Below are 26067 nucleotides of genomic sequence, written 5' to 3'. Positions count from 1 at the left end.
TGTCGGGCTAGAGTCCCGCCCCATGCTCTTCGTCCTCTCCCCCGCCAAGTCGCTCGACTACGACACCCCGGTGCCGATCGCCGTGACGCCGACCAGGCCGCAGTTCCTCGCCCGCACCGGGGAGCTCATCGCCACGCTGAGAACCCGGTCCGCCGCCGACATCGCCGAGCTGATGGACCTCTCCGAATCGCTTGCCACGCTCAATGTCGGCCGCTACGCGGCCTGGTCGCCGCGTTTCACGGCGAAGAACAGCAAGCCGGCGGTGTACGCCTTCGACGGCGACGTCTACGCAGGGCTGGCGGCCGGCTCGCTCAGCGACGATGACATCGCCTGGGCTCAGCAGCATGTGGCGATTCTCTCGGGCCTGTACGGGGTGCTGCGGCCGCTCGACAGGCTGCAGCCCTACCGCCTGGAGATGGGCACGCCGCTGGCCACCGCGCGCGGCCGCAACCTGTACGAATTCTGGGGCGACACCATCGCCGAGCACCTCAACCAGCGCCTCGCTGCCGACGCCTCGCCGGTGATCGTGAACCTCGCCTCGCAGGAGTATTTCCGAGCGGCCGACCGGCAGGCGCTCAAGGCACGGGTGATCGAGTGCGTCTTCGAGGATTGGAAGGGCGGCCGCTACAAGATCATCAGCTTCTTCGCCAAGCGGGCACGCGGGCTGATGGCGCGCTACGCCATCCGCAAGCGCATCGCCACGCCGCCGGGACTCAGGAAATTCGACCTCGAGGGCTACCGCTTCGACGCCGGCGCCTCCGAGCCGTACCGCCTGGTGTTCCGCCGACGGCTGGCCGGCTGAGCGGTCAGGGGCATCGCGGCATAGGCCGCGATGCCCTCGGCCGTAAGGTGCAGGTCGGCCGACTGCGCGAAGTGCGCGAGCAGCGCCTCCACCACCACGCGCACCCGGGGCGCGAGGTATTGCCGGTGCGGGTAGTGCAGCACGAACTCGCGCTCGCCGGGATCGTGCAGGCCGTGCATCACCACCTTGAGCCGGCCCGAGCGCAGGTAAGGCAGCGCGTGATGCAGGCCGGTCTGGGCGATGCCGGCATGCGCCAGCACCAGGTCGATCAATGCCTCGGGGTCGCTGACCGCCAGCGCCGCATCGGGCGTGAAGTCGACGCGCCGCCCGCCGGGCCGCTTGAAGCGCCAAGGCGCCGTGCCGGTGTTGGCATAGCGCAAGGCGATGCAGCGATGCCCGCCGAGGTCGTCCACGCTTTCCGGCACGCCGGCCTGCTTGAGGTACGCCGGCGAGGCGACCAGCACGAGCGGCAGCCGGCAGACGCGCCGCGCCACCAGGCTGCTGTCCTCGACGATGCCGCCGCGGATGCCGATGTCGAAGCCTTCGGCGACCAGGTCGGCGGGGCGGTTGTCGAGATCCACTTCGATCGCGAGCTCGGGATGACGCTGCGTGAGCGCTGGCAGCACAGGCAGCACCCAGCGGCGGCCGAACGACATGCCCACCGAGATGCGCACGCGGCCGGCGGGCGTGCGCGCCGCGTGCGACACGTCGGCCACCGCGTCGTCGAGCGCGCGCAGCGCCAGCCTCGCCTTGTCGAGGAAGCCTGCGCCTTCGGTGGTGAGCGCGATGCGGCGCGTGCTGCGGTTGAGCAGCCGCACGCCGAGCTGCTCTTCCAGCCGCGCGAGGCTCTTGCTGACGGCGGCCGGCGTGACCTCCAGCCGCTCGGCGGCGGCGGTGAGGCTGCCGGTGCCCGCGGCCTCGACGAAGGCCAGCAGGCCCTGCAGTTGCTTCATGCGGACATTGTCAACCCGAAGTCAACAATGCATCAACCGTTGATGACTTCCAGTTGCGACATGCGAAGCCTAGAGTGACCACACCTTCACTTTCGATGACGCAAGGAGCGCCTCATGAAGATCGGCATTCTCGGTTCCGGCAGCGTGGCCCAGTCGCTGGGGGCGGGCCTTCTCCAACATGGGCACGACGTCGTGCTCGGCACCGGCTCGCCGGCCAAGCTGGCCGAGTGGCAGGCCGCACATCCGCGAGCCCGGGTCGGCACTTTCGCCGACGCCGCCGGCTTCGGCGACATCGCGGTGCTGGCGGTCAAGGGCCACGCGGCCGTCGCTGCGGTGCGCGCGGCCGGCGCGCACCTGCTGGCCGGCAAGACCATCATCGACACCACCAACCCGATTGCCGACGAGCCGCCGCTGCACGGGGTGCTGCGGTTCTTCACCGGGCCCGGCGAATCGCTGCACGAGCAGCTGCAGCGCGAGTATCCCGAGCTGAAGTTCGTGAAGGCCTTCAACTCGGTCGGCGCCGCCCACATGATCGATCCGTCGTTCGAGGGCGGGCCGCCCACGATGTTCATCTGCGGCGACGACGAGCGGGCGCGGCACGCCGTGGGGGGCCTGGTGCGCGAGCTGGGCTGGGAGGTGGCCGACATGGGGCCGGCGGTGGCCGCGCGCGCCATCGAGCCGCTGTGCATGCTGTGGTGCATTCCGGGGCTGCAGCGCAACGAGTGGTCGCATGCGTTCCGGCTGCTGAAGTAGCCGCTGCCACGGGGCTACGACCGGAAACATACGGGGGTCGTCGGCGGCCGCCATCCGGCAAAATTGCGGGATGAACGCGCCCCAGCAAATCACCCCCGAACTGCGTCAGTGGATCGTCACGCAGGCCTCCGCCGGCCAGCCGCCCGAAGCGGTGCTCAAGTCGATGATGGACAGCGGCTGGGCCGAGGAGGTGGCGGTCGTCGCGCTCGAGGAGACGCTGCGCGGCTTCCTCGTCGACCACGCCAAGGCGAACGGCCTGCCGCCGCCGGTCGTCGTTCCCGAGCCGATGTCGCTCGACGGCGAGGTCATCCTGCAGGCGGGCGACCGCGACGTGCAGGTGTTGGCGAGCATGCGCAGCCCGCGTGTGGTCGTCTTCGGCAGCTTGCTGTCCCACGACGAGTGCGACGAGATGGTGGAGCTGGCGCGCCAGCGCCTGGCGCGCTCCGAGACGGTCCAGCTGCACACCGGCGCCAGCGAGGTGAACGAGGCGCGCACCAGCGAAGGCATGTTCTTCCTGCGCGGCGAGAACGACGTCTGCCGGCGCATCGAGGCGCGCATCGCAAGCCTGCTGCAGTGGCCGATCGAGAATGGCGAGGGCCTGCAGGTGCTGCGCTACCGCCCCGGCGCGGAATACAAGCCGCACTACGACTACTTCGATCCCACCCAGCCCGGCACCCCGGGCATCCTCAAGCGCGGCGGGCAGCGCGTGGCCTCGCTGGTCATGTACCTGAACACGCCGACGCGCGGTGGTGCGACCGTCTTTCCCGACGTGCACTTCGACGTCGCCCCGATCAAGGGCAACGCCGTCTTCTTCAGCTACGACCGTCCGCACCCGATGACCCGCTCGCTGCACGGCGGCGCACCCGTCATCGAGGGCGAGAAGTGGGTCGCGACCAAGTGGCTGAGGGAAGGGCGCTTCGAGTGACCGTCGCACCGGACGCGCCGCTGTCCGGCATCCGGGTGCTCGATCTGACGCGGCTGCTGCCCGGTCCGCTGGCCACCCGGCATCTCGCCGAATGGGGCGCCGAGGTCATCAAGATCGAAGGCCCCATCGGCCAGGACGACGGCGCGCGCTACATGGGCCTCACGGCCGAGGACATCGCCGCGCAACGGCCCAGCCTGACGTTTCGCAGGCTCAACGCCGGCAAGACGCTGCTGCGGCTGGACCTGCGCGAGGCCGCGGGGCGCGATCGCCTCCTCGAGATGGCGCGCGAAGCCGACGTGCTGATCGAAGGATTCCGCCCCGGCGTGATGCAGCGCCTGGGTCTGGCATGGGAGACGCTGCACGCGGCGAATCCGCGCCTCGTGGTCTGCGCCATCAGCGGCTACGGGCAGCGGGGCCCGTGGTCGGGACGCGCGGGGCACGACATCAACTACATCGCCATGGCGGGCGTGCTGGAGCAGATCGCCACGCCGGACGGCGAGATCGCACTGCCCAATTTCCAGATCGGCGACCTGCTCGGCGGAGCGCAGGCCGCGCTCTCGGGCCTGCTCGCGGCGCTGGTGTCCGCGCAACGCCACGGACGGGGGCGCTACGTCGACATCTCGATGGCGCACGAGGTGCTGCGTCACCATGTTCTCGCCGGCGCCACGCTGGCGGCCACCGGCAAGGTGCCGTCGCCGGGCCGCGACCTGCTCTCAGGCGGTGCGCCCTGTTACGGGGTTTACGGCACCGCCGACGCCCGGCATCTGGCCGTCGGCGCGCTGGAACTGAAGTTCTGGCAGGCCCTGTGCGAAGCGATCGGCCGACCCCAGTGGGGCCAGCGTCACTGGTCGCTCGGAGAAGCCCCGGGCGGGGATGCGGCGATGGCCCTGCGCGACGAGCTGGCCGCGCTGATCGGCGCCCGGCCGCTCGCGCACTGGCTGGCCCTGTTCGACCCCGTCGATTGCTGCGTGACGCCGGTACTGCGCCTGGACGAGGCGCAGCGGCATCCGCTGTTCACCTGAGAGCGATCAGGCACGCACCTTGTGCGTGGAGGATTCGTCGCGCTTGGCGAAGGGCCGGCTGCGCTCGATGCGCCGCCATTTGCGCTGCTCCCAAGTCTGCGGGCCTTCGAGCGGCCAATGGTCGATCAGCGGCGCCAACTCGCCGCGCGGCACGCGGGTGAAGGCCGGCGAAGACGACAGGCGCAGCCAGAACCGGCCGCGGCGCAGGCGCATCGGCAGCGGTGCCTTGGACTGGGGAGCCCAGTACACGCAGCCGCGATTCGCCCAGTAATCGATGCGCTCGAAGTTGACGCGGCCGGCAAAGCCCGTGTCCGCGGGAAAGATGATGCAGTCGTCCGGGGTGGTGACGACGGCGAACTGCAGGTCGCCGGGCGAATCGCCACTGCCCGAGTAGACGAAAACGATGCGCTCGATCTGACCGGCGTTCACGCGATCCACCTCGGCCTCGTCGCGAAAGACCACGATGTCCTGGCCCTGCCAGGCGGTGCGCCAAGTGTTGTGCATGGGCGAATCCTCCAGAACCTTTCACGCTAACGCGCGCGCGAGCGACCGTCTGTGTCCAGTCGCTTCGGAATGCAAGCGTGCGCGTCAGCGCTTGGGTTGCGTCAGCGCTTGGGTTGCGTCAGCCGCGGCAGCGGCTTGGCATCGCGGCGCTCCGGACGCGGCGCCGGTGCGCCGCCGGCGGCCGGCGGTGCGGCCGCGCGCGCCGGTGCGTTGCCGCTGTGCCGCGCCGGCGTGCCGTGGGTGCCGCCGCCCTTGGCGTGCGCCGGGGCTGCCGGCGGATGATGGCCGCGCGCCGGCGCCGGTGCGCGCGAGCCGCTGTCCTGGCGGCCGCGGTGGGGATGCGCCCCGCCGGCAGGCGCGTGGCCGCCGCGTGGGGCGCTGGCGTGGCGGTGGCCGCCGCGGCCTGCGCCGGTGCCGATGACCATGCGCCCCAGCACGATGGGTTCGGCCTTCTCGCCGGCGGGCGGGCCGAACCCGTTGACGGCTTCCCGGGGAATCTCGCGCTTGATCAGCTTCTCGATGTCGCGCAGGAAGATCTCTTCGTCCAGGCACACCAGCGACACCGCCTCGCCTTGTGCGCCGGCGCGGCCGGTACGGCCGATGCGGTGCACGTAGTCCTCGGGCACGTTGGGCATTTCGAAGTTGACGACATGCGGCAGCTGGTCGATGTCGATGCCGCGGGCGGCGATGTCGGTGGCGACCAGCACGCGCAGCTCGCCGCTCTTGAAATCGGCCAGCGCCTTGGTGCGCGCGCCCTGGCTCTTGTTGCCGTGGATCGCCATCGCGCTGATGCCTTGCTTGAGCAGGTGCTCGACGAGGCGGTTCGCGCCGTGCTTCATGCGGGTGAAGACGAGGACCTGGTGCCAGTCGTTGGTCTTGATCAGGTGCGTGAGCAGGTCCTTCTTCAGCTCGCGGCCGACCGGGTGCACCTTCTGAGCGATCGTGTCGGCGGTCTGGTTGCGGCGGGCCACCTCGATCAGCGCCGGCTTGTTCAGCAGGCGATCGGCGAGGTTCTTGATCTCGTCGCTGAACGTTGCCGAGAAGAGCAGGCTCTGCTTCTGCGGCGGCACGATCGCCAGCACTTTCTTGATGTCGTGGATGAAGCCCATGTCCAGCATGCGATCGGCTTCGTCGAGCACGAAGATCTCGACATGGCTCAGGTCGAGCGTGCGCTGCTGGTGGTGGTCGAGCAGGCGGCCGGGCGTGGCCACGAGGATGTCGATGCCGCGCCGCAGCTTGTCGATCTGCGGCTGCATGCCGACGCCGCCGAACATCACCATCGACGTGAGCTTGAGGTACTTGCCGTAGGTGCGCACGCTTTCTTCCACCTGCGCGGCAAGCTCGCGTGTCGGTGTGAGGATCAGCGCGCGGATGGGCAGGCGGCCCTTGGCGTCGCGCACTGCGGGCTTTTGCGCCAGCCGGTGAAGCATCGGCAGCGTGAAGCCGGCGGTCTTGCCGGTGCCGGTCTGGGCGCCGGCGAGCAGGTCGCCGCCGGACAGCACTGCGGGAATGGCTTGCGCCTGGATCGGCGTGGGCGTGGTGTAGCCCTGTTCGTGCACGGCACGCAGCAGCGGCTCGGCAAGGCCGAGAGAGTCAAAAGACATGGGGGTCCATCGGGGATCGGCCTGTCGCTCGAGCTTCTCGGGCGCCAGTCGCAGGCAGAAGGTGGGTGAGCGCGGGGCTCGGTGTCAGGACTGACGGCAGCGTAGTGACTGGAGTCTGCGCTGGTGGAACGGATTGTACCGGGCGCGGCGGGTCAGGCCGGCTTGAGAAGCCCTCGATTTCCTGCGCTGATCCACAAGGTGAGCAGCCCGGCCAGCGCGAACGGCACACCCACCCAGGCCATCTGGTCGAAGGGAAGGTGCGCCGACGCCGCACCGCCGATCGCGGCGCCGAGCGCCGTGCCGAAGTACAGCATCGAAGTGTTGAGCGACAGCAGCACCGGCGCCTGCGCCGGCGCCAGAACGGCCAGGCGCGACTGCTGAGGCGCCATCATCCCGAAGCCGGCGATCCCCCAGACGAGCAGCGTGAGCACCATCCACTCGTAGTGGCCGCGCGTCAGCGGCAGCACGGCCATCATGGTGCCCAGCACCGACAGCTGGACGACCAGCGAGCGCCGCGCGCCGAAGTGGTCGTTGGCCCAGCCGCCGACCAGCGTGCCGATGACGCCCGACACGCCGAACATGGCGAGCGTGGCAGACATGCGCTCGCCCGACATCGGCTGCAGCGACTGCAGCACCGGGCCGATGTAGGAGAAGACCAGGAAGATGGCGATGAAGTACAGCAGCGTGAGGCTCAGCGTCCACAGCACCGCCGCCCGGGTAAGCAGCTCGCCCAGTCCCTTGAAGCTTGCGCCGGGCGCGGCGATGTCCTTGGGCAGCAGCACCAGCAGCGCGCCGAAGCTCAGCAATGCCAGCATCGCGACCAGCGCGATCGGCCATTGCCAGCCGAAGCGGAACCCGAGCCAGGCGCCCAGCGGCAGTCCCACCACATAGCTCAGGCTGATGCCGAGGAAGACCAGCGAAAGCGCGCGGCCGCGGCGCGCCGGATCGACCAGCGCGACGGCGATGCCCGCGGCGACCGGCGTGAACATCGCGCCGACGCCCATCAGCACGCGTCCCAGGAGCAGCATGGTGAAGCTGGGGGCCAGCGCGCACAGGGCGTTGCCGAGCGCGAACACCGCCATACCGAAGCACAGCGCCCGCTTGCGCGGCCAGCTGCCGGTGAGCACCAGCGCCAGCGGCGCGAGCACGGCGGTCGACAGCGCGTAGGCCGTCATCGCCTGCCCGCTGGTGGCGATGCTCACGCCGAGCGACATGCTGATCGGCGCCAGGATTCCGCTGAGAACGAAGGCGCCGGTGCCGATCACCAGGTTGCACAGCGTGAAGACGTAGAGCAGGCGCGGCATAGGGGGGCAACGTAGCAGAAAGCCCCCGCCCTTGCAGTGCGGCGACAATAGCGGCGTCGCCACCGCGTTCTGCGGCCCGGCCTTCCCTTCGAACCGACGACAAACACGCCACAGGACCAAGCATGGCTCAGTACGTATTCACGATGAACCGCGTGGGCAAGATCGTTCCGCCCAAGCGCCAGATCCTCAAGAACATCTCGCTGTCGTTCTTTCCCGGCGCCAAGATCGGCGTGCTGGGCCTCAACGGATCCGGCAAGAGCACGCTGCTGAAGATCATGGCCGGGCTCGACCACGACATCGAAGGCGAGGCTGTCCCGATGCCCGGGCTGAAGATCGGCTACCTGCCGCAGGAGCCCCAGCTCGACCCCGACCAGACCGTGCGCCATGCGGTGGAGCAGGGCATCGGCGGCGTGCTGGCCGCCAAGGCGCGCCTGGATGAGGTGTATGCCGAATACGCCGAGCCGGATGCCGACTTCGACAAGCTGGCCGCCGAGCAGGCCGAGCTGGAGGCCATCATCGCCGCCGCCGGCTCCGAGAACACCGACCTCCAGCTCGAGCTGGCCGCCGACGCGCTGCGGCTGCCGCCGTGGGACGCGCAGATCGCCGTGCTGTCCGGGGGCGAGAAGCGCCGCGTTGCGCTGTGCCGCCTGCTGCTGTCCAAGCCCGACATGCTGCTGCTCGACGAGCCCACCAACCACCTCGACGCCGAATCGGTCGACTGGCTGGAGCAGTTCCTGCAGCGCTACCCCGGCACGGTCGTCGCCATCACCCACGACCGCTACTTCCTCGACAACGCCGCCGAGTGGATCCTCGAGCTCGACCGCGGCCAGGGCATTCCCTGGAAGGGCAACTACAGCGACTGGCTCGAGCAGAAGGAGGCGCGCCTCGAGCAGGAGCAGAAGGCCGAAGACGCCCACATGAAGGCCATGAAGGAAGAGCTGAAATGGGTGCGCTCGAATGCCAAGGGACGGCAGACCAAGAGCAAGGCGCGCCTGGCCCGCTTCGAAGAGCTGTCGGACATCGAATACCAGAAGCGCAACGAGACCAACGAGATCTTCATCCCGGTGTCCGAGCGACTGGGCCACGAGGTGATCGAGTTCGAGAACGTGACCAAGAGCTACGGCGATCGGGTGCTGATCGACGACCTCAGCTTCAAGGTTCCGGCGGGCGCCATCGTGGGCATCATCGGCCCCAACGGCGCGGGCAAGTCCACGCTGTTTCGCATGATCTCCGGCAAGGAGAAGCCCGACAGCGGCAACATCAAGGTCGGACCGACGGTCAAGATGGCGTTCGTCGACCAGAGCCGCGAAAGCCTGGAAAGCGACAAGACCGTGTGGCAGGACGTGTCGGGCGGCCTCGACAACATCACGGTCGGCAAGTTCGTGATGCCCTCGCGCGCCTACCTGGGACGCTTCAACTTCAAGGGCAACGACCAGCAGAAGCTGGTCGGCAATCTGTCGGGCGGAGAGCGCGGCCGCCTGCACCTGGCCAAGACGCTGGCCGCCGGCGGCAACGTGCTCTTCCTCGACGAACCGTCGAACGACCTCGATGTCGAGACCTTGCGTGCGCTCGAAGATGCGCTGCTCGAGTTCGCCGGCTCGGTGATGGTGATCAGCCACGACCGCTGGTTCCTCGACCGCATCGCCACCCACATCCTGGCCGCCGAAGGCGACTCGAAGTGGTTCTTCTTCGACGGCAACTACCAGGAGTACGAGGCGGACAAGAGGAAGCGGCTCGGAGAAGAGGGCGCGCGGCCGAAGCGAGTGCGCTTCAAGGCGCTGAAGTAGCCCGAGCTCGATGCGCCAGTGAAATAACTTCAATCCCGACCGATTGAGTCCGGCCCAGGCCTTTCCCCAGTGACGAGCGCAGTCACAGACTGCAAAATCTGGTCACTGAAAGGTGCAGAAAAAGCGCCTATGAGGGCGGCACGAACGATGCTTCCGAGCCGCCGTTCTCACCTGGGTCGGTCCATGAAGTATTCGTTTCGCCCTCGTCCCCGGTTCGCGCTGCTCGCGACGCCCGTCCTGTTCGCACTGGTGTCCGGCTGCGCCGCCATGCGCCCCGTGACGGCGCAGCAGGCCGAGCCCCAGCGAGAACCCGACGCCTCGCCTGCGCCCGTGCTGGTCGCCACCGCGGCATCGGCGGCCAGCACGGCCGCACCGAAAACGGGCTCCTCCGCACCATCGGCGCCCTCCAGCAGCCTGCGTCCCTTCACCGAGATCGTGAAGGACGCCCGGCGCATCGACGGGCTGTTCACCCTCTGGCAGAAGGACGACAAGGTCTGGATCGAGCTGAAGCCCTCCGACCTCGACCATCCCTTCTTCCTGTCGCCGAAGTTCAAGACCGGCATCGGCGAGGCCCGTCTGTACGGCGGCCTGATGAGCGAGGAGGTGGTGGTGGAGTTCCACCGCGTGCACAACCAGCTTCAGCTGCTCGCCCGCAATACCGAGTTCGTGGCCCGCGCCGACACCCCCAACGGCCGAGCCGTGCAGGCGGCCTTCTCGCCCAGCCTGCTGGCCAGCACCAGCGTGCTCAGCCTGCCGCACCCGGAGCGCAAGTCGGTGCTGATCGAGGCGAACGCGCTGTTCGTCAACGACATGCTGGGCACCGGCACCCAGTTGCAGCGCACCTACCGCCAGGGCTACTCGCTCGACACCCGCAATTCCGCCATCACCCAGGTGCGCGCCACGCCCGACCTGGTGGTGGTGGAGGTGCAGAACCACTACTCCACCGGCTCCATCCAGCAGTCGACGCCGGGCTCGATGGGCTTCGCGCCCAGCGCTCCGAAGTCGCTGCCCGACCCGCGCAGCATGTTCATCGGGCTGCACTACTCGCTGGCCAGGCTGCCCGAGCAGCCGATGAAGCCGCGCAAGGCGGATGCGCGCGTCGGCTACTTCACCAGCGCAGTCATGGACTTCAGCGACGACCTGGCGCGCACGCCGCGCCAGCGCTTCGTGAACCGTTGGCGCCTCGAGAAGAACGACCCCGCTGCCGAGATGTCGGAGCCGGTCAAGCCCATCACCTTCTGGCTCGACAAGACGATTCCCGAGAAGTACCGCGCGCCCATCACCGCCGGGGTGCTGGAGTGGAACAAGGCGTTCGAGCGCATCGGTTTCCGCAACGCCGTGCGCGTCGAGGTGCAGCCGGCCGATGCCGAGTGGGACACGCTGGACTTCGGGCGCGCGTCGATTCGCTGGATGACCAACTCCAGCCCGACCTTCGGCGCCATCGGTCCCAGCCACGTCGATCCGCGCACCGGCGAGATCCTCGACGCCGACATCGGTGTCGAGAGCCTGTCGTCGCGCAACCAGCGCGCGCTGCGCGCCCAGGTGCTGGCCGCGCCGCTGGCCGCCGAGGCCGCGCACGATCACCAGCAGCTGGCGATCGGCGCACGCGGCAAGGCCATCGCCTTCTGCGAGTTCGCCGACCATGCGGCCGAGCAGCTCGCCTATGCGCTCGACGTGCTCGAGGCACGCGGCGACCTCGATCCGGCCAGTCCCGAGGCGGAGAAGTTCGTCTACGACTACCTCAAGGACGTGACGATGCACGAGGTGGGCCACACGCTCGGCCTGCGCCACAACTTCCGCTCGTCGCGCATCTACACCGACCAGCAGCTGTCCGACCCGGCGTTCACCGCCAAGCACGGCGTGTCGGGGTCGGTGATGGAGTACGCCGCGATCAACCTGGCCGCCGCCGGCACCCCGAAGGACAAACTCCCGGCGCCGTTCAACACCACGCTGGGCCCCTACGACTACTGGGCGATCGAGTACGCCTACAAGCCGCTGCCGGCCGACAAGGAAGAGGCCGAGCTGAAGAAGCTCGCGGCGCGCAGCGCCGAACCCGCGCTCGCCTACGGCACCGACGAGGACAACTTCCTCGGCGTCGACCCCGAGACGCTGCAGTTCGACCTCGGCACCGACGCCGTCGCCTTTGCCAAGAAGCGCGTCGGCATCGCACGCGACCTGCTGACGCGACAGGAAACGCGCCAGCTGGGCCCCGATCAGGACTACTCGGTGCTGCGCCGCTCGGTGTCGTTCGCGCTGCGCGACATGGGCCGCGCTGCCGGCATCCTCACGCGGCAGATCGGCGGCGTGCGCACCCTGCGCGACCATGCCGGCAGCGGACGCGATCCGCTGATGCCGGTGCCGGCGGGCGAGCAGCGCGCCGCCCTCGACATCCTGGCGTCCAGCTTCCTCTCGGCCGACAGCTTCACGCTCTCGCCGGCGCTGCAGCGCAAGCTGACGCTCGACTACCAGGAGCGCACCGACGCAGTGTTTCGCGGCGAGGAGACGGCCGGCACCGACTTCTCGCTCGCCTCGCAGCTGATCGAGCTGCAGCGCGGCGTCATCGGCCAGCTGATGAGCGACACCGTCGCGTCGCGCCTGCTCGACAGCGAGTCCAAGGCGCCGAAGGAGGCGCTTCGGCTGTCCGAGCTCTACAACCGCCTCGACAAGTCGGTGTGGAGCGAGCTGGGCGGGCGAGCCGACATCCCGGCGCTGCGGCGCGAGCTGCAGCGCGAGCATGTGAACCGCATCGCCAACCTGCTGTTGCGTCCCTCGGCGATGAGCCGAACCGACGCGCGCAGCCTGGTCCGCACCCAGGCGCAGGCCATGCTCGTGCGCATCAGCGCCGCCTCGAAGCGAACCGGGCTGAGCGCGGAGGCGCGGGCGCATCTGCAGGACAGCGCGGACACGCTGTCGCAGGCCCTGGGCGCGAAGCTGCAAAGGGCGGGCGCCTAGGGGCCGCCTGCCCCCCGAAACCCGTGGTTCATCGCGTGAGCCGATGAATCGCCTGGGCGCGGCGTTATCGTCGCGCCATGGGAGTCCTGTCCGAACCCACCCCGGTGGCGCCATCGCCCTCGATGCTGTCGGCGCTGACCCTGCGCCGCGTCATCGTCGCCATCGTGCTGGCGATCAGCGTCGCGGCGGCCCTCAATCCGCTGTTCATCACGCCCTTCGTCGTCCTGCTGGGGCGCACGCTGGTGATCGCGATGGTGCTGCTGCTGGTGTTCATCGCCGCCGGACTGTGGCGGCCGTCGTGGATCCCGTCGTGGCTGGCGCGCGTCGTCGCGGTGGCGATCGCGGCGCCGATCGCCACCTTCGTGGCCTACCTGCCGGCCGTCGGCGGCGACGTGTCGGCGGTGCTCGCGCATGAAGGCCGTGTCTCCGGCTTCATCCTGATTGCCGGCTGCAGCCTGGTCATCGGCCCGCTGCTCGCGCTGGGCGCGATGTACCGCGAGCGCGATGCCCAGGCACGCAACGACCGGCTGCAGTTCGCGCTGGAGAAGAGCACGCTGGAGCGGCAGGCGCTGGATGCGCGGCTGCGACTGCTGCACGCCCAGATCGAGCCGCATTTCCTGTTCAACACGCTGGCCAACGTCCAGGAACTGGTGGAGTCGGGCTCGCCGCAGGCGGGGCCGGTGCTCAAGCACCTGATCGCCTACCTGCGCGCCGCCGTGCCGCGGCTCAGCGACGAGGAGCCCGTGCTGTCCACCGAGCTGGGCCTGGTGAGGGCCTACCTGGAGCTGATGCACATGCGCATGCCGGACCGGCTTCACTTCCACATCGCGGTGCCGATGGAGCTGCACGCGCTGCGCTTTCCATCGATGGCGCTGCTGACGCTGGTCGAGAACGCGATCCGTCACGGCATCGACCCCACCGAGCAGGGCGGCAGCATCGAGGTCGGCGCCTCCCGCGAGGCCGCCAGCGGCCTGGTGAAGATCTGGGTTGCCGACACCGGCCGAGGCATGAACGAGAAGGTGGCCGCGGGCACCGGCTTGACCAACCTGCGGGCGCGAATGAAGGCGTTCTACGGTGACAGCGGCCGGCTCGAGCTGCAAGAGCTGGTGCCGCAGGGCCTGCGGGCCGAGCTCAGCTTCGACCCGCAGGGCGTGGCCCGATGACCACGGCGCTGATCGCGGATGACGAGCCGCTGCTGCGAGAACGCCTGCGCTCGCACCTGGGCCGGCTGTGGCCGGAGCTCGAGGTGGTGGCCGAGGCCCGCAACGGCCGCGAGGCGGTGGAGTTGTTCGACCTGCACCAGCCGGACATCGTGTTCCTCGACGTGCACATGCCCGGCCTGAACGGCATCGAGGCGGCGCGTTCGGTCGCGCGGCGCGCGCAGATCGTGTTCGTGACCGCGTGGGAGCAGTACGCGGTGCAGGCCTTCGAGCAGGGCGCGCTGGACTACCTGGTCAAGCCTTTCGACGAGGCGCGCCTGGCCGACACGGTGCGGCGGCTGCACGAACGGCTGCAACGGCCGTCACGCCCCGACGGCGGCACGCTCGATGCGGTCATCGAGCAGCTGTCGAGCGAGTTGCGCCAGCGCACCGCGGGGCGGCCGTGGCTGCAATGGATCAAGGCCTCGGTGGGAAGCAGCGTGCGGCTCATCCCGGTGGAGCAGGTGGCCTACCTGCGCGCGGACGAGAAGTACACGCTGGTGGTGTGGGACGGAGGCGAGGCGCTGATCCGCAAGACGATCCGCGAGCTGGCCGATGAGCTCGATCCCGACCGCTTCGCGCAGGTGCACCGGTCGGTGATCGTCAACCTGCACCAGGTGGCTCAGGTCAATCGCGGGCCGAACGAGACGGCGGAGATCCAGATGAAGGGGCGCAAGGAGCTGCTGCCGGTGAGCCGCAGCTTCATGCATGTGTTCCGGCAGATGTGAGCCGGTTGCGCGCTCTGCCCGCTGGCGGAACGACACGGGCAGCTCTGCTGCGCACTGGTTGTCACTGCACCCGGGTGTCAGCGGCCTGCTCGGCCTCGACGATCTTGACGGTGACGGCGCGCTTGCCGTTCACCTGGACGCGGGGCATCTGCACGACTCGCATCTCGCCGGGGCGCACATCGAGCATGGCCGAGCCGACGGCCAGCGTGCCGCCTGCGAGGACGCAGAAGGCGAGTGCGGCAGAGAAGATTCGGTCAAACATTTGGGGCTCCTGAGGATGACGCCGATGGGTGGCGTCGAATCAACTCTAGGAGTCCCGCGGGGTGCTTCAAACCGGTCTGCGACGAACGGCAGATCGGCCGGGGCGAAATGCGGGCCGGGGCGACGAAGCCGCACCCGGCCGGGTGGCTACTCGAAGTGGCAGATGTAGTGCAGGGGCCGGGACACCTCGATCTCGAACGACGAGTGGCCAGGCACCTCGAACGACTGGCCCGCGGTGTAGTGCTTCCAGTCCTGCTGGCCTGCCAGGCGGACCTTGCACTCGCCTTCCACCAGCTCCATCACTTCAGGCGCGCCGGTGTTGAAGTTGAGGGTCGAGGGGAGGATCACCCCGACGCTCTTCTTCGTGCCGTCCGGCAGCTCGAGGCCGTGCGAGACGCACTTGCCCTCGAAGTAGACGTTGGCCCGGGTGGTGACGACGGCGTGCAGCTTGTCGGTGGTCATGGCGGCCCTCACTCGTCGTTCTTGAGCAGCAGCGAGCCCTCGCCCCTGGGAAGAAGCCCGGTCTTGGCGTAGACGGACAGCTTCTCGCGCGTGTCGGCGATGTCGAGGTTGCGCATCGTGAGCTGGCCGATGCGGTCCTGGGGCGAGAACATGGATTCGCCCTTTTCCATCGTCAGCCGCTCGGGCTTGTAGGTGAGGTTGGGGGACTCGGTGTTCAGGATGGAGTAGTCGTTGCCGCGGCGCAGCTCGAGCGTCACCTCGCCCGACACCGCGCGTGCCACCCAGCGCTGTGCCGCCTCGCGCAGCATGATGGCCTGCGGATCGAACCAGCGGCCCTGGTACAGCAGCCGGCCCAGGCGCCGTCCGCTGTCGCGGTACTGCTCGATCGTGTCCTCGTTGTGGATGCCGGTGATCAGGCGCTCGTAGGCGATGAACAGCAGCGCCAGGCCAGGTGCCTCGTAGATGCCGCGGCTCTTCGCCTCGATGATGCGGTTCTCGATCTGGTCGCTCATGCCCAGGCCGTGGCGGCCGCCGATGCGATTGGCTTCGAGCAGCAGCTCCACGGCGTTCGGGAACTCGCGGCCGTTCAGCGCCACCGGCCGGCCTTCCTCGAAGCGCACGGTCACCTGCTCGCGCTTGACCTCGACGTCGTCGCGCCAGAAGGCCACGCCCATGATCGGCTGCACGATGGTCATGCCGCTGGAGAGCTGCTCGAGGTCCTTGGCCTCGTGCGTGGCGCCCAGCATGTTCGAGTCGGTGGAGTAGGCCTTCTCGGCCGACATCTTGTAGGCGAAGCCGGCCTTCTGCATGAACGCCGACATCTCGGCACGTCCGCCGAGCTCGTCGATGAAGAGCTGATCGAGCCACGGCTTGTAGATCTTCAGCGCCGGGTTGGCGAGCAGGCCGTAGCGATAGAAGCGCTCGATGTCGTTGCCCTTGAAGGTGCTGCCGTCGCCCCAGATGTTGACGTCGTCCTCGCGCATCGCGGTGACGAGCATGGTGCCGGTGACGGCGCGTCCCAGCGGCGTGGTGTTGAAGTAGGTCAGCCCGCCGGTGGAGATGTGGAAGGCGCCGCATTGCAGCGCTGCGATGCCTTCGGCGGCAAGCTGAGCGCGGCAGTCGACCAGCCGCGCCTTCTCGGCGCCGTACTGCAGGGCGCGGCGCGGGATCTCGTCGTAGTCGGGCTCGTCGGGCTGGCCCAGGTTGGCGGTGTAGGCGTAGGGAATCGCGCCCTTGTTGCGCATCCAGTGCAGCGCGGCGCTGGTGTCCAGGCCGCCGGAGAAGGCAATGCCGACCTTCTGGCCGGCGGGCAGGTGCTGAAGAATGGTTGTCATGGGGAGTGCTGGCTGAGACGACCCGCTATTTTCGGCGCATTCCGTAACTAGCCCTCATTTCCGCCCTTCCTCGCCCGACGCGGCCCGCCGTCCCGAGGGTGTAATCGCCGGATCACCGTGCGCGCCCGCGAATGAATGCCCGAGTCCCCCTCCCAACCGCCGCCATCGTGGGCGCGGAGGCAGTGCTCGCCCGCCTGTTCGATGTCAGCAACGAGCCGATGACGGTCACCGAGCTCGAATCGGGCTCGCTGGTCAGCGTCAACCCGGCCTTCGCCGAGCTGACCGGCTACGACGCGGGCGACCTGGCGGGGCGGCGCGCCGTGGACGTGGGACTGTGGGTCGATCCCAGGTTGCGCGAGCGCTACGTCCAGCGGCTGCTGGCCGAGGGACGGGTCGACGACTTCCCGGCGGTGTTCCGTTCCAAGCAGGGGCAGCCGATCGCGGTGCAGGTCTCGGCGACGGTCTTCGAGCACGGCGGCGTTGCCTACATGGTGGCGGTGTTCCGCGACGTCGGCGCGCGCGACCGCCGCCGCCTGCAGTACCAGGCCATTCTCGACAACGCCGTGGTCGGCATCGCCTTCACGCGCGACCGCGTGTTCCAGCACGCCAACCCGCGCTTCGAGGAGATGTTCGGCTGGCCGGTCGGTGCCATCGCGGGCCAGCCGGGGCGGGCGGTGTGGCCCAGCGACGAAGCCTATGCCGACATCGGCCGCCGTGCCGGGCCGCTGCTGGCCAATGCCGACGTGTTCGAGGGCGAGTTCCAGATGGCGCGCCGCGACGGCACCGTGTTCTGGGCCAGCGTGCGGGCGCGCGCGATCGACCCGCAGCAGCCGGTGACCGGCGGCTCGATCTGGATCATCGACGACATCACCGAGCGGCGGTGCGTCGAGCATACGCTCGCGGCAGCGAAGGAGCAGGCCGAGGCGGCCAGCAAGGCGAAGAGCGAGTTCCTCGCCAACACCAGCCACGAGATCCGCACGCCGCTCAACGGCCTGCTCGGCCTCGTGCGGCTGGCGCTCGCGCCGGGCGTCGCAGGCGGCCGCCAGCGCGACTACCTCGAGCGCATCCAGGACAGCGCCGAGGCGCTCGCGGGCACCATCTCGGACATCCTCGACCTGTCGAAGATCGAGGCCGGCCGGCTGACGCTGGAGCGTGTGACCTTCGACATGCACACGCTGCTGACGACGGTGCGCAATGCCTACTCCGAGCTCGCGCGCGCCAAGGGCCTCGCGTTCCGGTTCGACATCGCGCCCGGCGTGCCGCAATGGGTCGACGGCGATCCGGTGCGCCTGCGCCAGATCCTCACCAACTTCCTGAGCAATGCGCTGAAGTTCACCGACCGCGGGCTGATCGAGATCAGCGTCGCGGGCTGCGGAGCGGGGGTGCGCTTCGAGGTGTGCGACACCGGTCCGGGCATCACCGATCACTTGCTGCCGCGTCTTTTCCAGCCCTTCTCGCAAGCCGACAGCTCGACGACGCGGCGGTTCGGCGGCACCGGGCTCGGCCTGAGCATCTGCCGACAGCTCGCCGAGTTGATGGGCGGATCGGTCGGCGTGGACAGTCGCCCCGGCGAGGGCAGCTGCTTCTGGGCCGAAGTGCCCCTCGAAAGCGCACCGGCGGTGCGCGAGCGGCAGCAGCAGCGAGCCACCGTCAGCGAGGCTCTGCGCGGATCGCGCATCCTGCTGGCCGAGGACAACCCGGTGAACACGATGGTTGCCGAGGCGCTGTTGCGCCAGTGGGGCGTGCAGGTCACGACGGTGGCCAACGGCGCCGATGCGCTGGAGGCGGTGCAGCGCGAGCCGGAGGGCTTCGATGCGGTGCTGATGGACCTGCAGATGCCGGTGCTGGGCGGCATCGACGCCACGATCGCGATCCGCCGGCGCTTCGGCGCCAGCGAGCTGCCCGTGATCGCGCTGACCGCCGACGTGCTGGTGTCGGAGCGCGAGTCGGCGCTGCGCCACGGCATGAACGACTTCCTCTCCAAGCCCATCGATTGCGACCGTCTCGCGCAGGTTCTGGCGCGCTGGGTCCGGCGCACGCGCCAGGCTCGCTGAGGGTCGGCATTCCTTCACGGCCGGGCTTGCCGCCGCCCAGTCGGCCGAAGTCGCAGCGTTAAGCTTGCGGGCTGCCGACTCGCCCCAGCCATGGCCCCGACTCCGCCCGACACTGCGCCCCCTCCGATGGACGAGCACGATGCGCTGCCGGCGGGAACACGCTTCGGAGAGCTCGAGGTCCTGCGCGTGCTGGGCGTCGGTGGCTTCGGCATCGTCTACCTCGCGCAGGACCATGCGCTCGAGCGGCAGGTCGCGCTGAAGGAGTACATGCCCAGCTCCCTCGCCGGCCGCGGCAAGGGACTCATGGTGTCCATCCGCTCCGGCGCGCACACCGAGACCTACGCGCTGGGCCTTCGCTCCTTCGTCAACGAGGCGCGGCTGCTGGCGCGCTTCAACCATCCCTCGCTGGTCAAGGTGTACCGCTTCTGGGAGGAGAACGGCACGGCCTACATGGTGATGCCGTACCTGCAGGGACGCACGCTGCGCGAGGTGCGCCGCTCGATGTCGGCGCCGCCGTCCGAAAGCTGGATCCGCTCGGTGGTCAACCCGCTGCTCGATGCGCTCGACCAGCTTCACCGCGAGGACGTCTTCCATCGCGACATCGCGCCGGACAACATCCTGCTGCCGCCCGGCGAGCTGCCGGTGCTGCTCGACTTCGGCGCGGCGCGCCGGGCCATCGGCGACCGCACGCAGACCTTCACGGCCATCCTCAAGCCGAGCTATGCGCCGATCGAGCAGTACGCCGAAGTCGTGCAGCTCCGGCAGGGGCCGTGGACCGACCTGTATGCGCTGGGTGCCGTCGTCTACTACCTGCTGCGCGGCGCACCGCCCCCGCCGGCCACCGCGCGCGCCGTGCAGGACGATGTGCCGCTGCTGGTGCCCGCGGAGCACCCCGACATGTCGCCGTCGTTCATCGCGGCGGTGGAATGGGCGCTCGCCATCCGGCCGGCCGACCGGCCACAGAACATCGCGGCGCTGCGGCAGGTGCTGGACGGCCGCGCCGCCGTGCCGCCGCGCAGCCGCGGCGGCGCCACCGTGCCGCAGCGACCGCAGGCGGCCGATGACGACACGGTAGGCTTCGAGAAGACACAGCCGGTCCAGCGCACCGTGGCCGACGCGGGGGGCATGGAGCGCACGCGGCCGATGACGGCGCCGCCGCCCGTCACCACGCCCCGTCGCACGCACCCGCCGGTGTCCCGGACCGACGTGCCGACGGTGATGCCGAGCCGGCCCACCGTCGAGGCGCCGTCCGAGGGCTCGCGTCTGGGCATGCTGATGGCCGGCTTTGCGCTGGTGGTCGCCGTGGCTGCCGCTGCGGCATGGTGGATGGGCAGTCGGGAGCCGGCGCCGGCCGCCGCGGCCAAGGCGGGCGCACCGCTCGAAGCGGCAGCGCCGGCCGCCTCGGTCGCCGTCGTGGCGCCGCCGGCGACCGAGGCTGCGCTGTCCTTGGACCGGCCGGCCGCGGCCGGCGCGGTGCGCCTCGTGCCGCCGCCGTCCGGCTTCACGCCCGTCGCCAAGCCGGTCATCAAGCCTCACGCCCGGCCGACGGACATCGCGGCTCGAGAAGACCCTCAGGCGGTGGAGCGTCCCGCCGTTTCGATGCCGGTGCGCAACGAGCCGGCGGCTCGCTCGCCGGTGGCCGCCGCGCCGGTGGCCACGCCGCCGTCGGCGCGCGAGCCGCAGACCCCGCGCCAGGCTTGCGGCTCGCGCGTGTTCATCGCGCTGGCCCTGTGCATGGAAGAGCAATGCGGGCTGCCGCGCTTCCAGGGGCATCCGCAGTGCCGCAAGGTGCAGGAGATGCTGGAGCGGCGCAGGCGGTCGGAGCAGGGAGGCTAGTGTCGTGAGTTGGAAATACGTGGCGTTTCGACGGGCCCAAACGGGGATGAGCGCAAGGCGCGGAGTCGGGTCCATACCGGGGGTATGGACCCGACTCTGCAACGCGGAGATCGCCCCGTTTCGGCCCGCCTTCGGTTCTTCGACCAGATGGCGCCCTCGGTCGCCTGCGCGAAGGGGCCAATACGTCCAGTATTGGCCCCTTCGCGCAGCCGCCCGATCATCACCATCTGGTCGAATCGAAACGCCACGTATTTCCAACTCACGACACTAGGTCAACCCACGGCCGCCAGGAACTGCCGCAACTCGGCCGTCTGCGGCCGTCCGAACAGGACGTCCGGCGGCCCCTGCTCATGAATGCGTCCCGCATGCATGAACACCAGCCGATCGGACACCTTGCGCGCGAAACCCATCTCGTGCGTCACCATCAGCAGCGTCATGCCGTCCTCGGCGAGCGACTCCACGACGCGAAGCACTTCGCCGACCAGCTCGGGATCGAGCGCGGAGGTGATCTCGTCGCACAGCAGCACGGCCGGCTCCATCGCCAGGGCGCGGGCGATGGCCACCCGCTGCTGCTGCCCGCCGGAGAGCTGGTCCGGCCGCGCATCGAACTTGTCGGCCAGGCCCACGCGCGCCAGCAGCGCTCGCGCCTGCTCGACCGCATCGGGCGAATGGCGCTTCTTGACCAGCGTCGGGGCCAGCATCACGTTGCGTCCGACGCTGAGGTGCGGAAACAGGTTGAAGCTCTGGAAGATCATCCCGACGTGCTGGCGCAGCGTGCGCATCGCCGCGCCATTGCCGTGCAGCAGCGGCTGGCCGTCGACGCTCAGCGTGCCTTGGTCGAAGGTCTCCAGGCCGTTGATGCAGCGAAGCAGCGTGCTCTTGCCGGATCCGCTCTTGCCGATGATGGCGATCACCTCGCCGGGCTTGACCGCGAGGTCGATGCCCTTGAGCACCTCGTTGTCGCCGAAGCGCTTGCGCAGGCCGTGGATATGAACGATGGCTCCGTCAGCGCTGCGCATGCAGCCTCCTCTCAAGACCGCGGCTGCATGCCGAGATCGGCCAGCACAGCATGAAGTACATCAGCGCCACGCAGGCGTAGACGGTGAAGGGCCGGAAGGTCGCGTTGCTGATCATCGTGGCGGCCTTGGTCAGCTCGACGAAGCCGATCACCGATGCCAGCGCGGTGCCCTTGACCACCTGAACGAGAAAGCCCACCGTCGGCGGCACGGCCACACGCAGCGCCTGGGGGCCGATGACGTGGGTCAGTTGCTCGCGCAAGCTGAGCGCGAGCGCCTGCGAGGCTTCCCACTGGCCCTTGGGCACCGCCGCGACGCAGCCGCGCCAGATCTCGGTGAGAAAGGCGCTGCTGTACAGCGTCAGCGCCAGCGCCGCCGCGGTCCACGCCGACACGTTGACGCCCAGCAGTGCGAGGCCGAAATAGGCCAGGAAAAGCTGCATCAGCAGCGGCGTGCCCTGGAACAGCTGAACGTAGCCGGACACCAGCGTCTCGGCGCCGCGCAGCTTCGCGATGCGCGCGACCAGCAGCGCGAGCCCGACGATGCCGCCGCCGACGAACGCGATCAGCGACAGCAGCAGGGTCCAGCGTGCGGCCAGCAGCAGGTTGCGGGCGATGTCCCAGATGGAGAAGTCGACCATGGATCAATAGAGGAAGCGTGGCCCCAGCCAGTGCAGCAGTCGCCGCAGCGCCATCGCCAGCGCCAGGTAGATCAGCGTGCCGACGATGAAGGCCTCGAAGGCGCGGAAGTTGCGCGACTGGATCAGGTTGGCCGCATACGACAGCTCGGGCGTCGAGATCTGTCCGCAGACGGCCGAACCCAGCATCACGATGATGATCTGGCTCACCAGCGCCGGCCAGACCCGCTGCAGGGCCGGCGGCAGGACCACGCGCAGGAAGACCTGGCGCGGCGTGAGCGCAAGGCTCAGCGCGGCTTCGACCTGGCCTCGCGGCGTCGCCGCCACCCCCGCCCGCACGATCTCGGCCGCATATGCACCAAGATTGATCACCATCGCCAGCACCGACGCGAGCTCGGGCGACAGCTTCAGCCCCAGACTGGGGAGCCCGAAGAACAGGAAGAAGAGCTGGACGATGAAGGGCGTGTTGCGGATCAGCTCGACATAGGCGCCGACGATGGCGGCTAGCCATCGCGGGCCGTGCGAGCGCGCCCACGCGCAGCCGATGCCGAGCGCCACGCCGATCGTGGCCGACACGGCGGTCAGGGCGACGGTCACCGCCACGCCCTTGGCGAGCAGCGGCCACTCGACGAAGACCGCCGCGAAATCGAACGCGATCATGCGCGGCGGATCAGGGCAGGTCTCCGGCAGGGCGGCCAAGCCACTTCACCGCCATCTTGTCGAGCTCGCCCGCCTTTCGCGCCTCGGCGATGATCTCGTTGACCTTGAGGCGCAGCTTGTCCTCGCCCTTGGCCACGCCGATGAAGTTGGGCGAGTCCTTCAGCAGCAGCTTGAATTCGGTGCCGAGCTGCGGATTGCGAGACATCACGTTGCCGGCCACGGAAGCGCCGGTCGCCATCAGCTGCACCTGCCCGGACACGTAGGCCGCGACGGTGCCGTTGTTGTCCTCGAAGCGCTTCACGTCCAGGCCGGGCGGCGCGATCTTGCCGAGCTCCTGGTCTTCCATCGCGCCGCGTGTCACCGCGATGGACTTGCCGTTGAGATCGGCCGCGGTCTTCACCGCGATGGTCTTCGGGCCGAACACCGCCTGGAAGAACGGCGAGTAGGCGATGGTGAAATCGATCACTTTCTCCCGCTCCGGGTTCTTCCCCAGGGTGGAGATCACCAGGTCGGCCTTCTTCGTCTGCAGGTAGGGGATTCGATTGGCGCTGGTCACCGGCACGAGTTCGGCCTTGACGCCCAGGCGGGCGGCAATGAGCTGCGCCATGTCGATGTCGAGGCCTTGCGGCTTCAGATCGGTGCCGACGAAGCCGTACGGCGGAAAGTCGGTCGGGATGGCGATGGTGATGGTCTTCTTCGCGAGCACCTCGTCGAGTGCGCTTTGCGCACTCGCGGTGCCGGCGAGCAGCGGCGCGGCAGCCACTGCAGCCAGCGAAAGAAGAACGGGACGGCGGAACATCGTGGTCTCCTGGGTATGAGATGTCGGAGCGCCGCGTATGCAAGCGCTGTGCCGCGTTCCATGCGGGACCGCCTCACCCCGGCCCTCTCCCGCGAGCGGGAGAGGGCGCGACTCACGGTGCGCTGATGCGCGCGATGCTTGCGCGAAGCAGCACGTAGATCGCGCCGTCGCTGCCGGCCAGCACGTCGACCGGCTCGCCGGAGACGAAGGCGAAACCGTACGCATCGCCCGGGTTGTCGAGGTCCAGGCGGCTGATCCATCGGCGGCCGTAGTCCGCGAAGTAGTAGCTGTTGCGGTAGGCGGCCGGGAAGTTGCCGCCGCTCGGATAAAACGCGCCGCCGGAGATCGCGATGCCGGTGATGAAGCCGCCAGGACCCGACCCCGGCGGGCTGTAGGCGGTGTGGTTGTACGCGAACAGCGGCGCGGTGATGCCGGCGGTGATGCGGTCGGGACCTTCGGACGAGGGCCAGCCGTAGTTGGCGCCGCGCGCGCCGACGTTGATCTCTTCCCACGTCGCCTGCCCGACGTCGTTGATGTGCATGCGGCCGGTGCCGGGCTGGAAGGCGAAGGTGAATGGATTGCGCAGGCCGTAGGCCCAGACCGCGCGCGCCAGGCCGGTCTGCGTGGCGTAGAAGGGGTTGTCCGAGGGAATCGTGGCGTCGGCGTTGAAGCGCAGCACCTTGCCGAACACCTCGGCGAGGTTGGACGCCTTGGTGCCGGTGCCGTTGTCGCCGACCGCGACATACAGCTTCCCGTCGGGGCCGAAGTGCAGGGCGCCGCCGTTGTGCGTCAGGCCCGACAGCGGCGGCAGATCGACGAGCGTCGTCTCCGTGCCGGTCGACACGTCGCCGTTGGCGACGACCCGGCTGATGCGGTTGTGCACCGGGCTGGTCGTCGTGGTGTAGTAGACGTACACCCAGCCGTTGGTCGCGAAGTCCGGATGGAATGCAACGCCCAGCAGCCCGCGCTCGCCGCCGCCGTCGACCGTGAACTGGTGGAACGGCGTGGGCAGCAGCGCACCGTTCTTGACCACGCGCAGCGCGCCCCCTTGCTCGCAGACGAAGATGCGGCCGTCGGGTGCCTGGGCGAAGGCGGTGGAGTCGGTCAGGCCCGTGGCCCATGCATCGTTCTTGGAGAAGCCCGAAGGCAGCCGCGGCGTGAAGGCGAAGGACACGGTGGCACGCGACCACGCCGACAGATTGCCCGCCGTGTCGCGAGCCCGCGCGCGGACGATGTGCTGCCCGTGCGCATAGAGGTTGCTGTTGACCGTGACCGAGTACGGCGCGCTGGTGTCCTCGCCCACGGTCACGCCGTCGATCTGGAACTCGACGGCGGCGACGCCCACGTTGTCGGCGGCGGTGGCGCTGAGCGTCAGGTTGTTCAGCAGGCCGCTCGCCAGATCGGCAGGCGCTGTCAGGGTCGCGGTCGGCGCCACGATGTCGCCGCCACCGCCGCCGCCGCCCACGGTCACCTGCACCGCGTTGCTGGTGGTCGTGGCGCCCTGGTCATCGGTGGCGATGGCCGTCAGCGTGTGGGTGCCGGCCGATGCGGGTGTCCAGGTGAAGGCATAGGGACTCGTCGTGTCGACGTTGAGCGAGGTCGCCCCGTCGCGGAACTGGACCTGCACGACCTGCCCGTCGCTGTCGCCAGCGCTCGCGCTCAGCGTCATCGCGGAGCCCACGGTGCCGCTGGCGGGCGCCGTCAGCGTGACGGTGGGCGCCTGGTTGGTCGCCGCGCCGATGTCCGTGAACGTCGCCGTGTACACCGTGTCGGCGGATGGCGTGGCGATGGTGTGGCTCGCCGGCAGGCCGTCGCTCCAGCCGTCGAAGCGCCAGCGCCGGCCGTTGGCGTTCTGGTCGGCCGCTGCCAGATCACGCTCGAGGCCGACGACACCGGTGACCACGGTGTTTCCGGTGACGGGCTGGCCGTCCAGGGTCACCGTCAGCCCCGCAGGCTGCGTCGCGAGCGTGAGCTGCGCCTTGCGCGGCTGGACGTCGCGTGTCACCTCGACGGCCTGGCCCGCGCTGTCCGTGGCCCGCAGATGGAAGCGGTACCAGATGTTGTCGGAGGTCTCGCCGCGCACGGGTATCGTGACCGAGCCGCTGCCGCCGGCCGTCTCGGGCTGGAACGGATGGGTGTGGGTGTCGTGATGCAACTCGACCCACCAGCTCAGGCCGCTGGCCGCAACGTTGCCGTCCTCGGGGTCCGTGGCGCTGCCGGCGAATTGAAGCGTGTCGCCGGCGGCGAAGGTCGCGCCTTCGGCCGGGGCGGTGATCACGGGAACCGGCGGCTGGTTGCCACCGGGCGTGGGTCCGTCAGACGACCCGCCGCCGCAGGCCGCCAGCAGGCCGACCAACAGCAATCGCCACCCCACCCTCCGCACGAACGGCTCGGTGCTCATCCCTCATCTCCACCTCCCGTGTCCCCTCGGTCTTGTTCACGCATCATTCCATCGCGCCGCCCGTCTGTGTCGGA

The 26067-nt window shown here is 69.4% G+C and carries 22 protein-coding genes; 10 read left to right on the top strand and 12 right to left on the bottom strand.

Annotation, left to right across the window (positions count from 1 at the left end):
- Positions 1 to 22 precede the first annotated feature (22 nt).
- A complete protein-coding gene (yaaA, locus tag P7V53_RS18720; RefSeq protein ID WP_280151028.1) occupies positions 23 to 802 on the top strand; it encodes a peroxide stress protein YaaA in 780 nt (259 codons plus the stop codon).
- Here yaaA and P7V53_RS18715 read toward each other — a convergent pair.
- A complete protein-coding gene (locus P7V53_RS18715) occupies positions 736 to 1755 on the bottom strand; it encodes a LysR family transcriptional regulator (RefSeq protein ID WP_280151027.1) in 1020 nt (339 codons plus the stop codon). The two genes, yaaA and P7V53_RS18715, sit on opposite strands and share 67 nt — an antisense overlap.
- Before the next feature lie 114 nt (positions 1756 to 1869).
- On the opposite strand from P7V53_RS18715, the gene P7V53_RS18710 reads away from it, so the two are divergent.
- From P7V53_RS18710 to P7V53_RS18700, 3 genes are all read left to right on the top strand, one after another.
- Positions 1870 to 2508, top strand: coding sequence for an NAD(P)-binding domain-containing protein (locus P7V53_RS18710; RefSeq protein WP_280151026.1), 639 nt, complete (start codon positions 1870 to 1872; stop codon positions 2506 to 2508).
- Positions 2509 to 2578: 70 nt separating this feature from the next.
- Entirely contained in the window at positions 2579 to 3433 is an 855-nt protein-coding gene (locus P7V53_RS18705) for a 2OG-Fe(II) oxygenase (RefSeq protein ID WP_280151025.1), read from the top strand.
- A complete protein-coding gene (locus tag P7V53_RS18700; protein WP_280151024.1) occupies positions 3430 to 4455 on the top strand; it encodes a CaiB/BaiF CoA-transferase family protein in 1026 nt (341 codons plus the stop codon). Before P7V53_RS18705 ends, P7V53_RS18700 begins: the two co-directional genes overlap by 4 nt.
- A gap of 6 nt (positions 4456 to 4461) precedes the next feature.
- On the opposite strand, the gene P7V53_RS18695 is transcribed toward P7V53_RS18700, so the two are convergent.
- The 3 genes from P7V53_RS18695 to P7V53_RS18685 form a co-directional block, all read right to left on the bottom strand.
- Positions 4462 to 4959 (bottom strand): hypothetical protein, encoded by a 498-nt coding sequence (locus tag P7V53_RS18695; RefSeq protein ID WP_280151023.1) that lies wholly within the window; start codon positions 4957 to 4959, stop codon positions 4462 to 4464.
- Between the two features lie 101 nt (positions 4960 to 5060).
- Positions 5061 to 6563 (bottom strand): DEAD/DEAH box helicase, encoded by a 1503-nt coding sequence (locus tag P7V53_RS18690; RefSeq protein ID WP_280151022.1) that lies wholly within the window; start codon positions 6561 to 6563, stop codon positions 5061 to 5063.
- A gap of 152 nt (positions 6564 to 6715) precedes the next feature.
- A complete protein-coding gene (locus P7V53_RS18685; protein ID WP_280151021.1) occupies positions 6716 to 7867 on the bottom strand; it encodes an MFS transporter in 1152 nt (383 codons plus the stop codon).
- A 122-nt stretch (positions 7868 to 7989) separates the two neighbouring features.
- Here P7V53_RS18685 and ettA point away from each other — a divergent pair, with 122 nt between their 5' ends.
- The 4 genes from ettA to P7V53_RS18665 all read left to right on the top strand — a co-directional run bounded on the left by ettA (position 7990) and on the right by P7V53_RS18665 (position 14533).
- Positions 7990 to 9654 (top strand): energy-dependent translational throttle protein EttA, encoded by a 1665-nt coding sequence (gene ettA, locus P7V53_RS18680; RefSeq protein WP_280151020.1) that lies wholly within the window; start codon positions 7990 to 7992, stop codon positions 9652 to 9654.
- A 183-nt stretch (positions 9655 to 9837) separates the two neighbouring features.
- The gene (locus P7V53_RS18675; RefSeq protein WP_280151019.1) at positions 9838 to 12606 is read left to right on the top strand and encodes a zinc-dependent metalloprotease; all 2769 of its coding nucleotides are present in this window, start codon (positions 9838 to 9840) and stop codon (positions 12604 to 12606) included.
- Between the two features lie 77 nt (positions 12607 to 12683).
- On the top strand, positions 12684 to 13769 hold the full coding sequence (locus P7V53_RS18670; RefSeq protein WP_280151018.1) for a histidine kinase: 1086 nt from the start codon (positions 12684 to 12686) through the stop codon (positions 13767 to 13769).
- On the top strand, positions 13766 to 14533 hold the full coding sequence (locus tag P7V53_RS18665) for a LytTR family DNA-binding domain-containing protein (RefSeq protein WP_280151017.1): 768 nt from the start codon (positions 13766 to 13768) through the stop codon (positions 14531 to 14533). Before P7V53_RS18670 ends, P7V53_RS18665 begins: the two co-directional genes overlap by 4 nt.
- 61 nt (positions 14534 to 14594) lie before the next feature.
- On the opposite strand, the gene P7V53_RS18660 is transcribed toward P7V53_RS18665, so the two are convergent.
- The 3 genes from P7V53_RS18660 to argG all read right to left on the bottom strand — a co-directional run bounded on the left by P7V53_RS18660 (position 14595) and on the right by argG (position 16590).
- Entirely contained in the window at positions 14595 to 14795 is a 201-nt protein-coding gene (locus tag P7V53_RS18660; protein WP_280151016.1) for a hypothetical protein, read from the bottom strand.
- A 146-nt stretch (positions 14796 to 14941) separates the two neighbouring features.
- On the bottom strand, positions 14942 to 15256 hold the full coding sequence (locus P7V53_RS18655; RefSeq protein ID WP_280151015.1) for a pyrimidine/purine nucleoside phosphorylase: 315 nt from the start codon (positions 15254 to 15256) through the stop codon (positions 14942 to 14944).
- An 8-nt stretch (positions 15257 to 15264) separates the two neighbouring features.
- Positions 15265 to 16590, bottom strand: a complete 1326-nt coding sequence (argG, locus tag P7V53_RS18650) for an argininosuccinate synthase (RefSeq protein ID WP_280151014.1) — start codon at positions 16588 to 16590, stop codon at positions 15265 to 15267.
- 131 nt (positions 16591 to 16721) lie between these two features.
- Here argG and P7V53_RS18645 point away from each other — a divergent pair, with 131 nt between their 5' ends.
- Positions 16722 to 18644 (top strand): PAS domain-containing hybrid sensor histidine kinase/response regulator, encoded by a 1923-nt coding sequence (locus tag P7V53_RS18645; protein WP_280151013.1) that lies wholly within the window; start codon positions 16722 to 16724, stop codon positions 18642 to 18644.
- A 126-nt stretch (positions 18645 to 18770) separates the two neighbouring features.
- A complete protein-coding gene (locus P7V53_RS18640; protein ID WP_280151012.1) occupies positions 18771 to 20480 on the top strand; it encodes a serine/threonine-protein kinase in 1710 nt (569 codons plus the stop codon).
- Between the two features lie 272 nt (positions 20481 to 20752).
- Here P7V53_RS18640 and P7V53_RS18635 read toward each other — a convergent pair whose 3' ends face one another.
- The 5 genes from P7V53_RS18635 to P7V53_RS18615 all read right to left on the bottom strand — a co-directional run bounded on the left by P7V53_RS18635 (position 20753) and on the right by P7V53_RS18615 (position 25993).
- On the bottom strand, positions 20753 to 21499 hold the full coding sequence (locus P7V53_RS18635; RefSeq protein WP_280151011.1) for an amino acid ABC transporter ATP-binding protein: 747 nt from the start codon (positions 21497 to 21499) through the stop codon (positions 20753 to 20755).
- The gene (locus tag P7V53_RS18630; RefSeq protein ID WP_280151010.1) at positions 21486 to 22136 is read right to left on the bottom strand and encodes an amino acid ABC transporter permease; all 651 of its coding nucleotides are present in this window, start codon (positions 22134 to 22136) and stop codon (positions 21486 to 21488) included. Before P7V53_RS18630 ends, P7V53_RS18635 begins: the two co-directional genes overlap by 14 nt.
- Positions 22137 to 22139: 3 nt before the next feature.
- Positions 22140 to 22793 (bottom strand): amino acid ABC transporter permease, encoded by a 654-nt coding sequence (locus P7V53_RS18625; RefSeq protein WP_280151009.1) that lies wholly within the window; start codon positions 22791 to 22793, stop codon positions 22140 to 22142.
- 10 nt (positions 22794 to 22803) lie between these two features.
- On the bottom strand, positions 22804 to 23592 hold the full coding sequence (locus tag P7V53_RS18620) for a transporter substrate-binding domain-containing protein (RefSeq protein WP_280151008.1): 789 nt from the start codon (positions 23590 to 23592) through the stop codon (positions 22804 to 22806).
- Positions 23593 to 23704: 112 nt separating this feature from the next.
- Positions 23705 to 25993, bottom strand: a complete 2289-nt coding sequence (locus tag P7V53_RS18615; protein WP_280151007.1) for a PQQ-dependent sugar dehydrogenase — start codon at positions 25991 to 25993, stop codon at positions 23705 to 23707.
- Between the last annotated feature and the right edge of the window lie 74 nt (positions 25994 to 26067).

The organism is Piscinibacter sp. XHJ-5, assembly GCF_029855045.1.
GTDB lineage: Bacteria > Pseudomonadota > Gammaproteobacteria > Burkholderiales > Burkholderiaceae_C > Albitalea.
This window is presented reverse-complemented; position numbering and strand designations above follow the sequence as displayed.

Excerpts from the sequence above, each read along its gene's own strand:
- P7V53_RS18690 (WP_280151022.1), bottom strand. The coding sequence starts at position 6,563 with ATGTCTTTTGACTCTCTCGGCCTTGCCGAGCCGCTGCTGCGTGCCGTG.
- P7V53_RS18695 (WP_280151023.1), bottom strand. The coding sequence starts at position 4,959 with ATGCACAACACTTGGCGCACCGCCTGGCAGGGCCAGGACATCGTGGTC.
- P7V53_RS18640 (WP_280151012.1), top strand. The coding sequence starts at position 18,771 with ATGGACGAGCACGATGCGCTGCCGGCGGGAACACGCTTCGGAGAGCTC.
- P7V53_RS18670 (WP_280151018.1), top strand. The coding sequence starts at position 12,684 with ATGGGAGTCCTGTCCGAACCCACCCCGGTGGCGCCATCGCCCTCGATG.
- P7V53_RS18675 (WP_280151019.1), top strand. The coding sequence starts at position 9,838 with ATGAAGTATTCGTTTCGCCCTCGTCCCCGGTTCGCGCTGCTCGCGACG.
- P7V53_RS18655 (WP_280151015.1), bottom strand. The coding sequence starts at position 15,256 with ATGACCACCGACAAGCTGCACGCCGTCGTCACCACCCGGGCCAACGTC.
- P7V53_RS18635 (WP_280151011.1), bottom strand. The coding sequence starts at position 21,499 with ATGCGCAGCGCTGACGGAGCCATCGTTCATATCCACGGCCTGCGCAAG.
- P7V53_RS18685 (WP_280151021.1), bottom strand. The coding sequence starts at position 7,867 with ATGCCGCGCCTGCTCTACGTCTTCACGCTGTGCAACCTGGTGATCGGC.
- ettA (WP_280151020.1), top strand. The coding sequence starts at position 7,990 with ATGGCTCAGTACGTATTCACGATGAACCGCGTGGGCAAGATCGTTCCG.
- P7V53_RS18625 (WP_280151009.1), bottom strand. The coding sequence starts at position 22,793 with ATGATCGCGTTCGATTTCGCGGCGGTCTTCGTCGAGTGGCCGCTGCTC.
- argG (WP_280151014.1), bottom strand. The coding sequence starts at position 16,590 with ATGACAACCATTCTTCAGCACCTGCCCGCCGGCCAGAAGGTCGGCATT.
- P7V53_RS18715 (WP_280151027.1), bottom strand. The coding sequence starts at position 1,755 with ATGAAGCAACTGCAGGGCCTGCTGGCCTTCGTCGAGGCCGCGGGCACC.
- P7V53_RS18660 (WP_280151016.1), bottom strand. The coding sequence starts at position 14,795 with ATGTTTGACCGAATCTTCTCTGCCGCACTCGCCTTCTGCGTCCTCGCA.
- P7V53_RS18615 (WP_280151007.1), bottom strand. The coding sequence starts at position 25,993 with ATGAGCACCGAGCCGTTCGTGCGGAGGGTGGGGTGGCGATTGCTGTTG.
- P7V53_RS18705 (WP_280151025.1), top strand. The coding sequence starts at position 2,579 with ATGAACGCGCCCCAGCAAATCACCCCCGAACTGCGTCAGTGGATCGTC.
- P7V53_RS18645 (WP_280151013.1), top strand. The coding sequence starts at position 16,722 with ATGAATGCCCGAGTCCCCCTCCCAACCGCCGCCATCGTGGGCGCGGAG.
- yaaA (WP_280151028.1), top strand. The coding sequence starts at position 23 with ATGCTCTTCGTCCTCTCCCCCGCCAAGTCGCTCGACTACGACACCCCG.
- P7V53_RS18710 (WP_280151026.1), top strand. The coding sequence starts at position 1,870 with ATGAAGATCGGCATTCTCGGTTCCGGCAGCGTGGCCCAGTCGCTGGGG.
- P7V53_RS18630 (WP_280151010.1), bottom strand. The coding sequence starts at position 22,136 with ATGGTCGACTTCTCCATCTGGGACATCGCCCGCAACCTGCTGCTGGCC.
- P7V53_RS18665 (WP_280151017.1), top strand. The coding sequence starts at position 13,766 with ATGACCACGGCGCTGATCGCGGATGACGAGCCGCTGCTGCGAGAACGC.
- P7V53_RS18620 (WP_280151008.1), bottom strand. The coding sequence starts at position 23,592 with ATGTTCCGCCGTCCCGTTCTTCTTTCGCTGGCTGCAGTGGCTGCCGCG.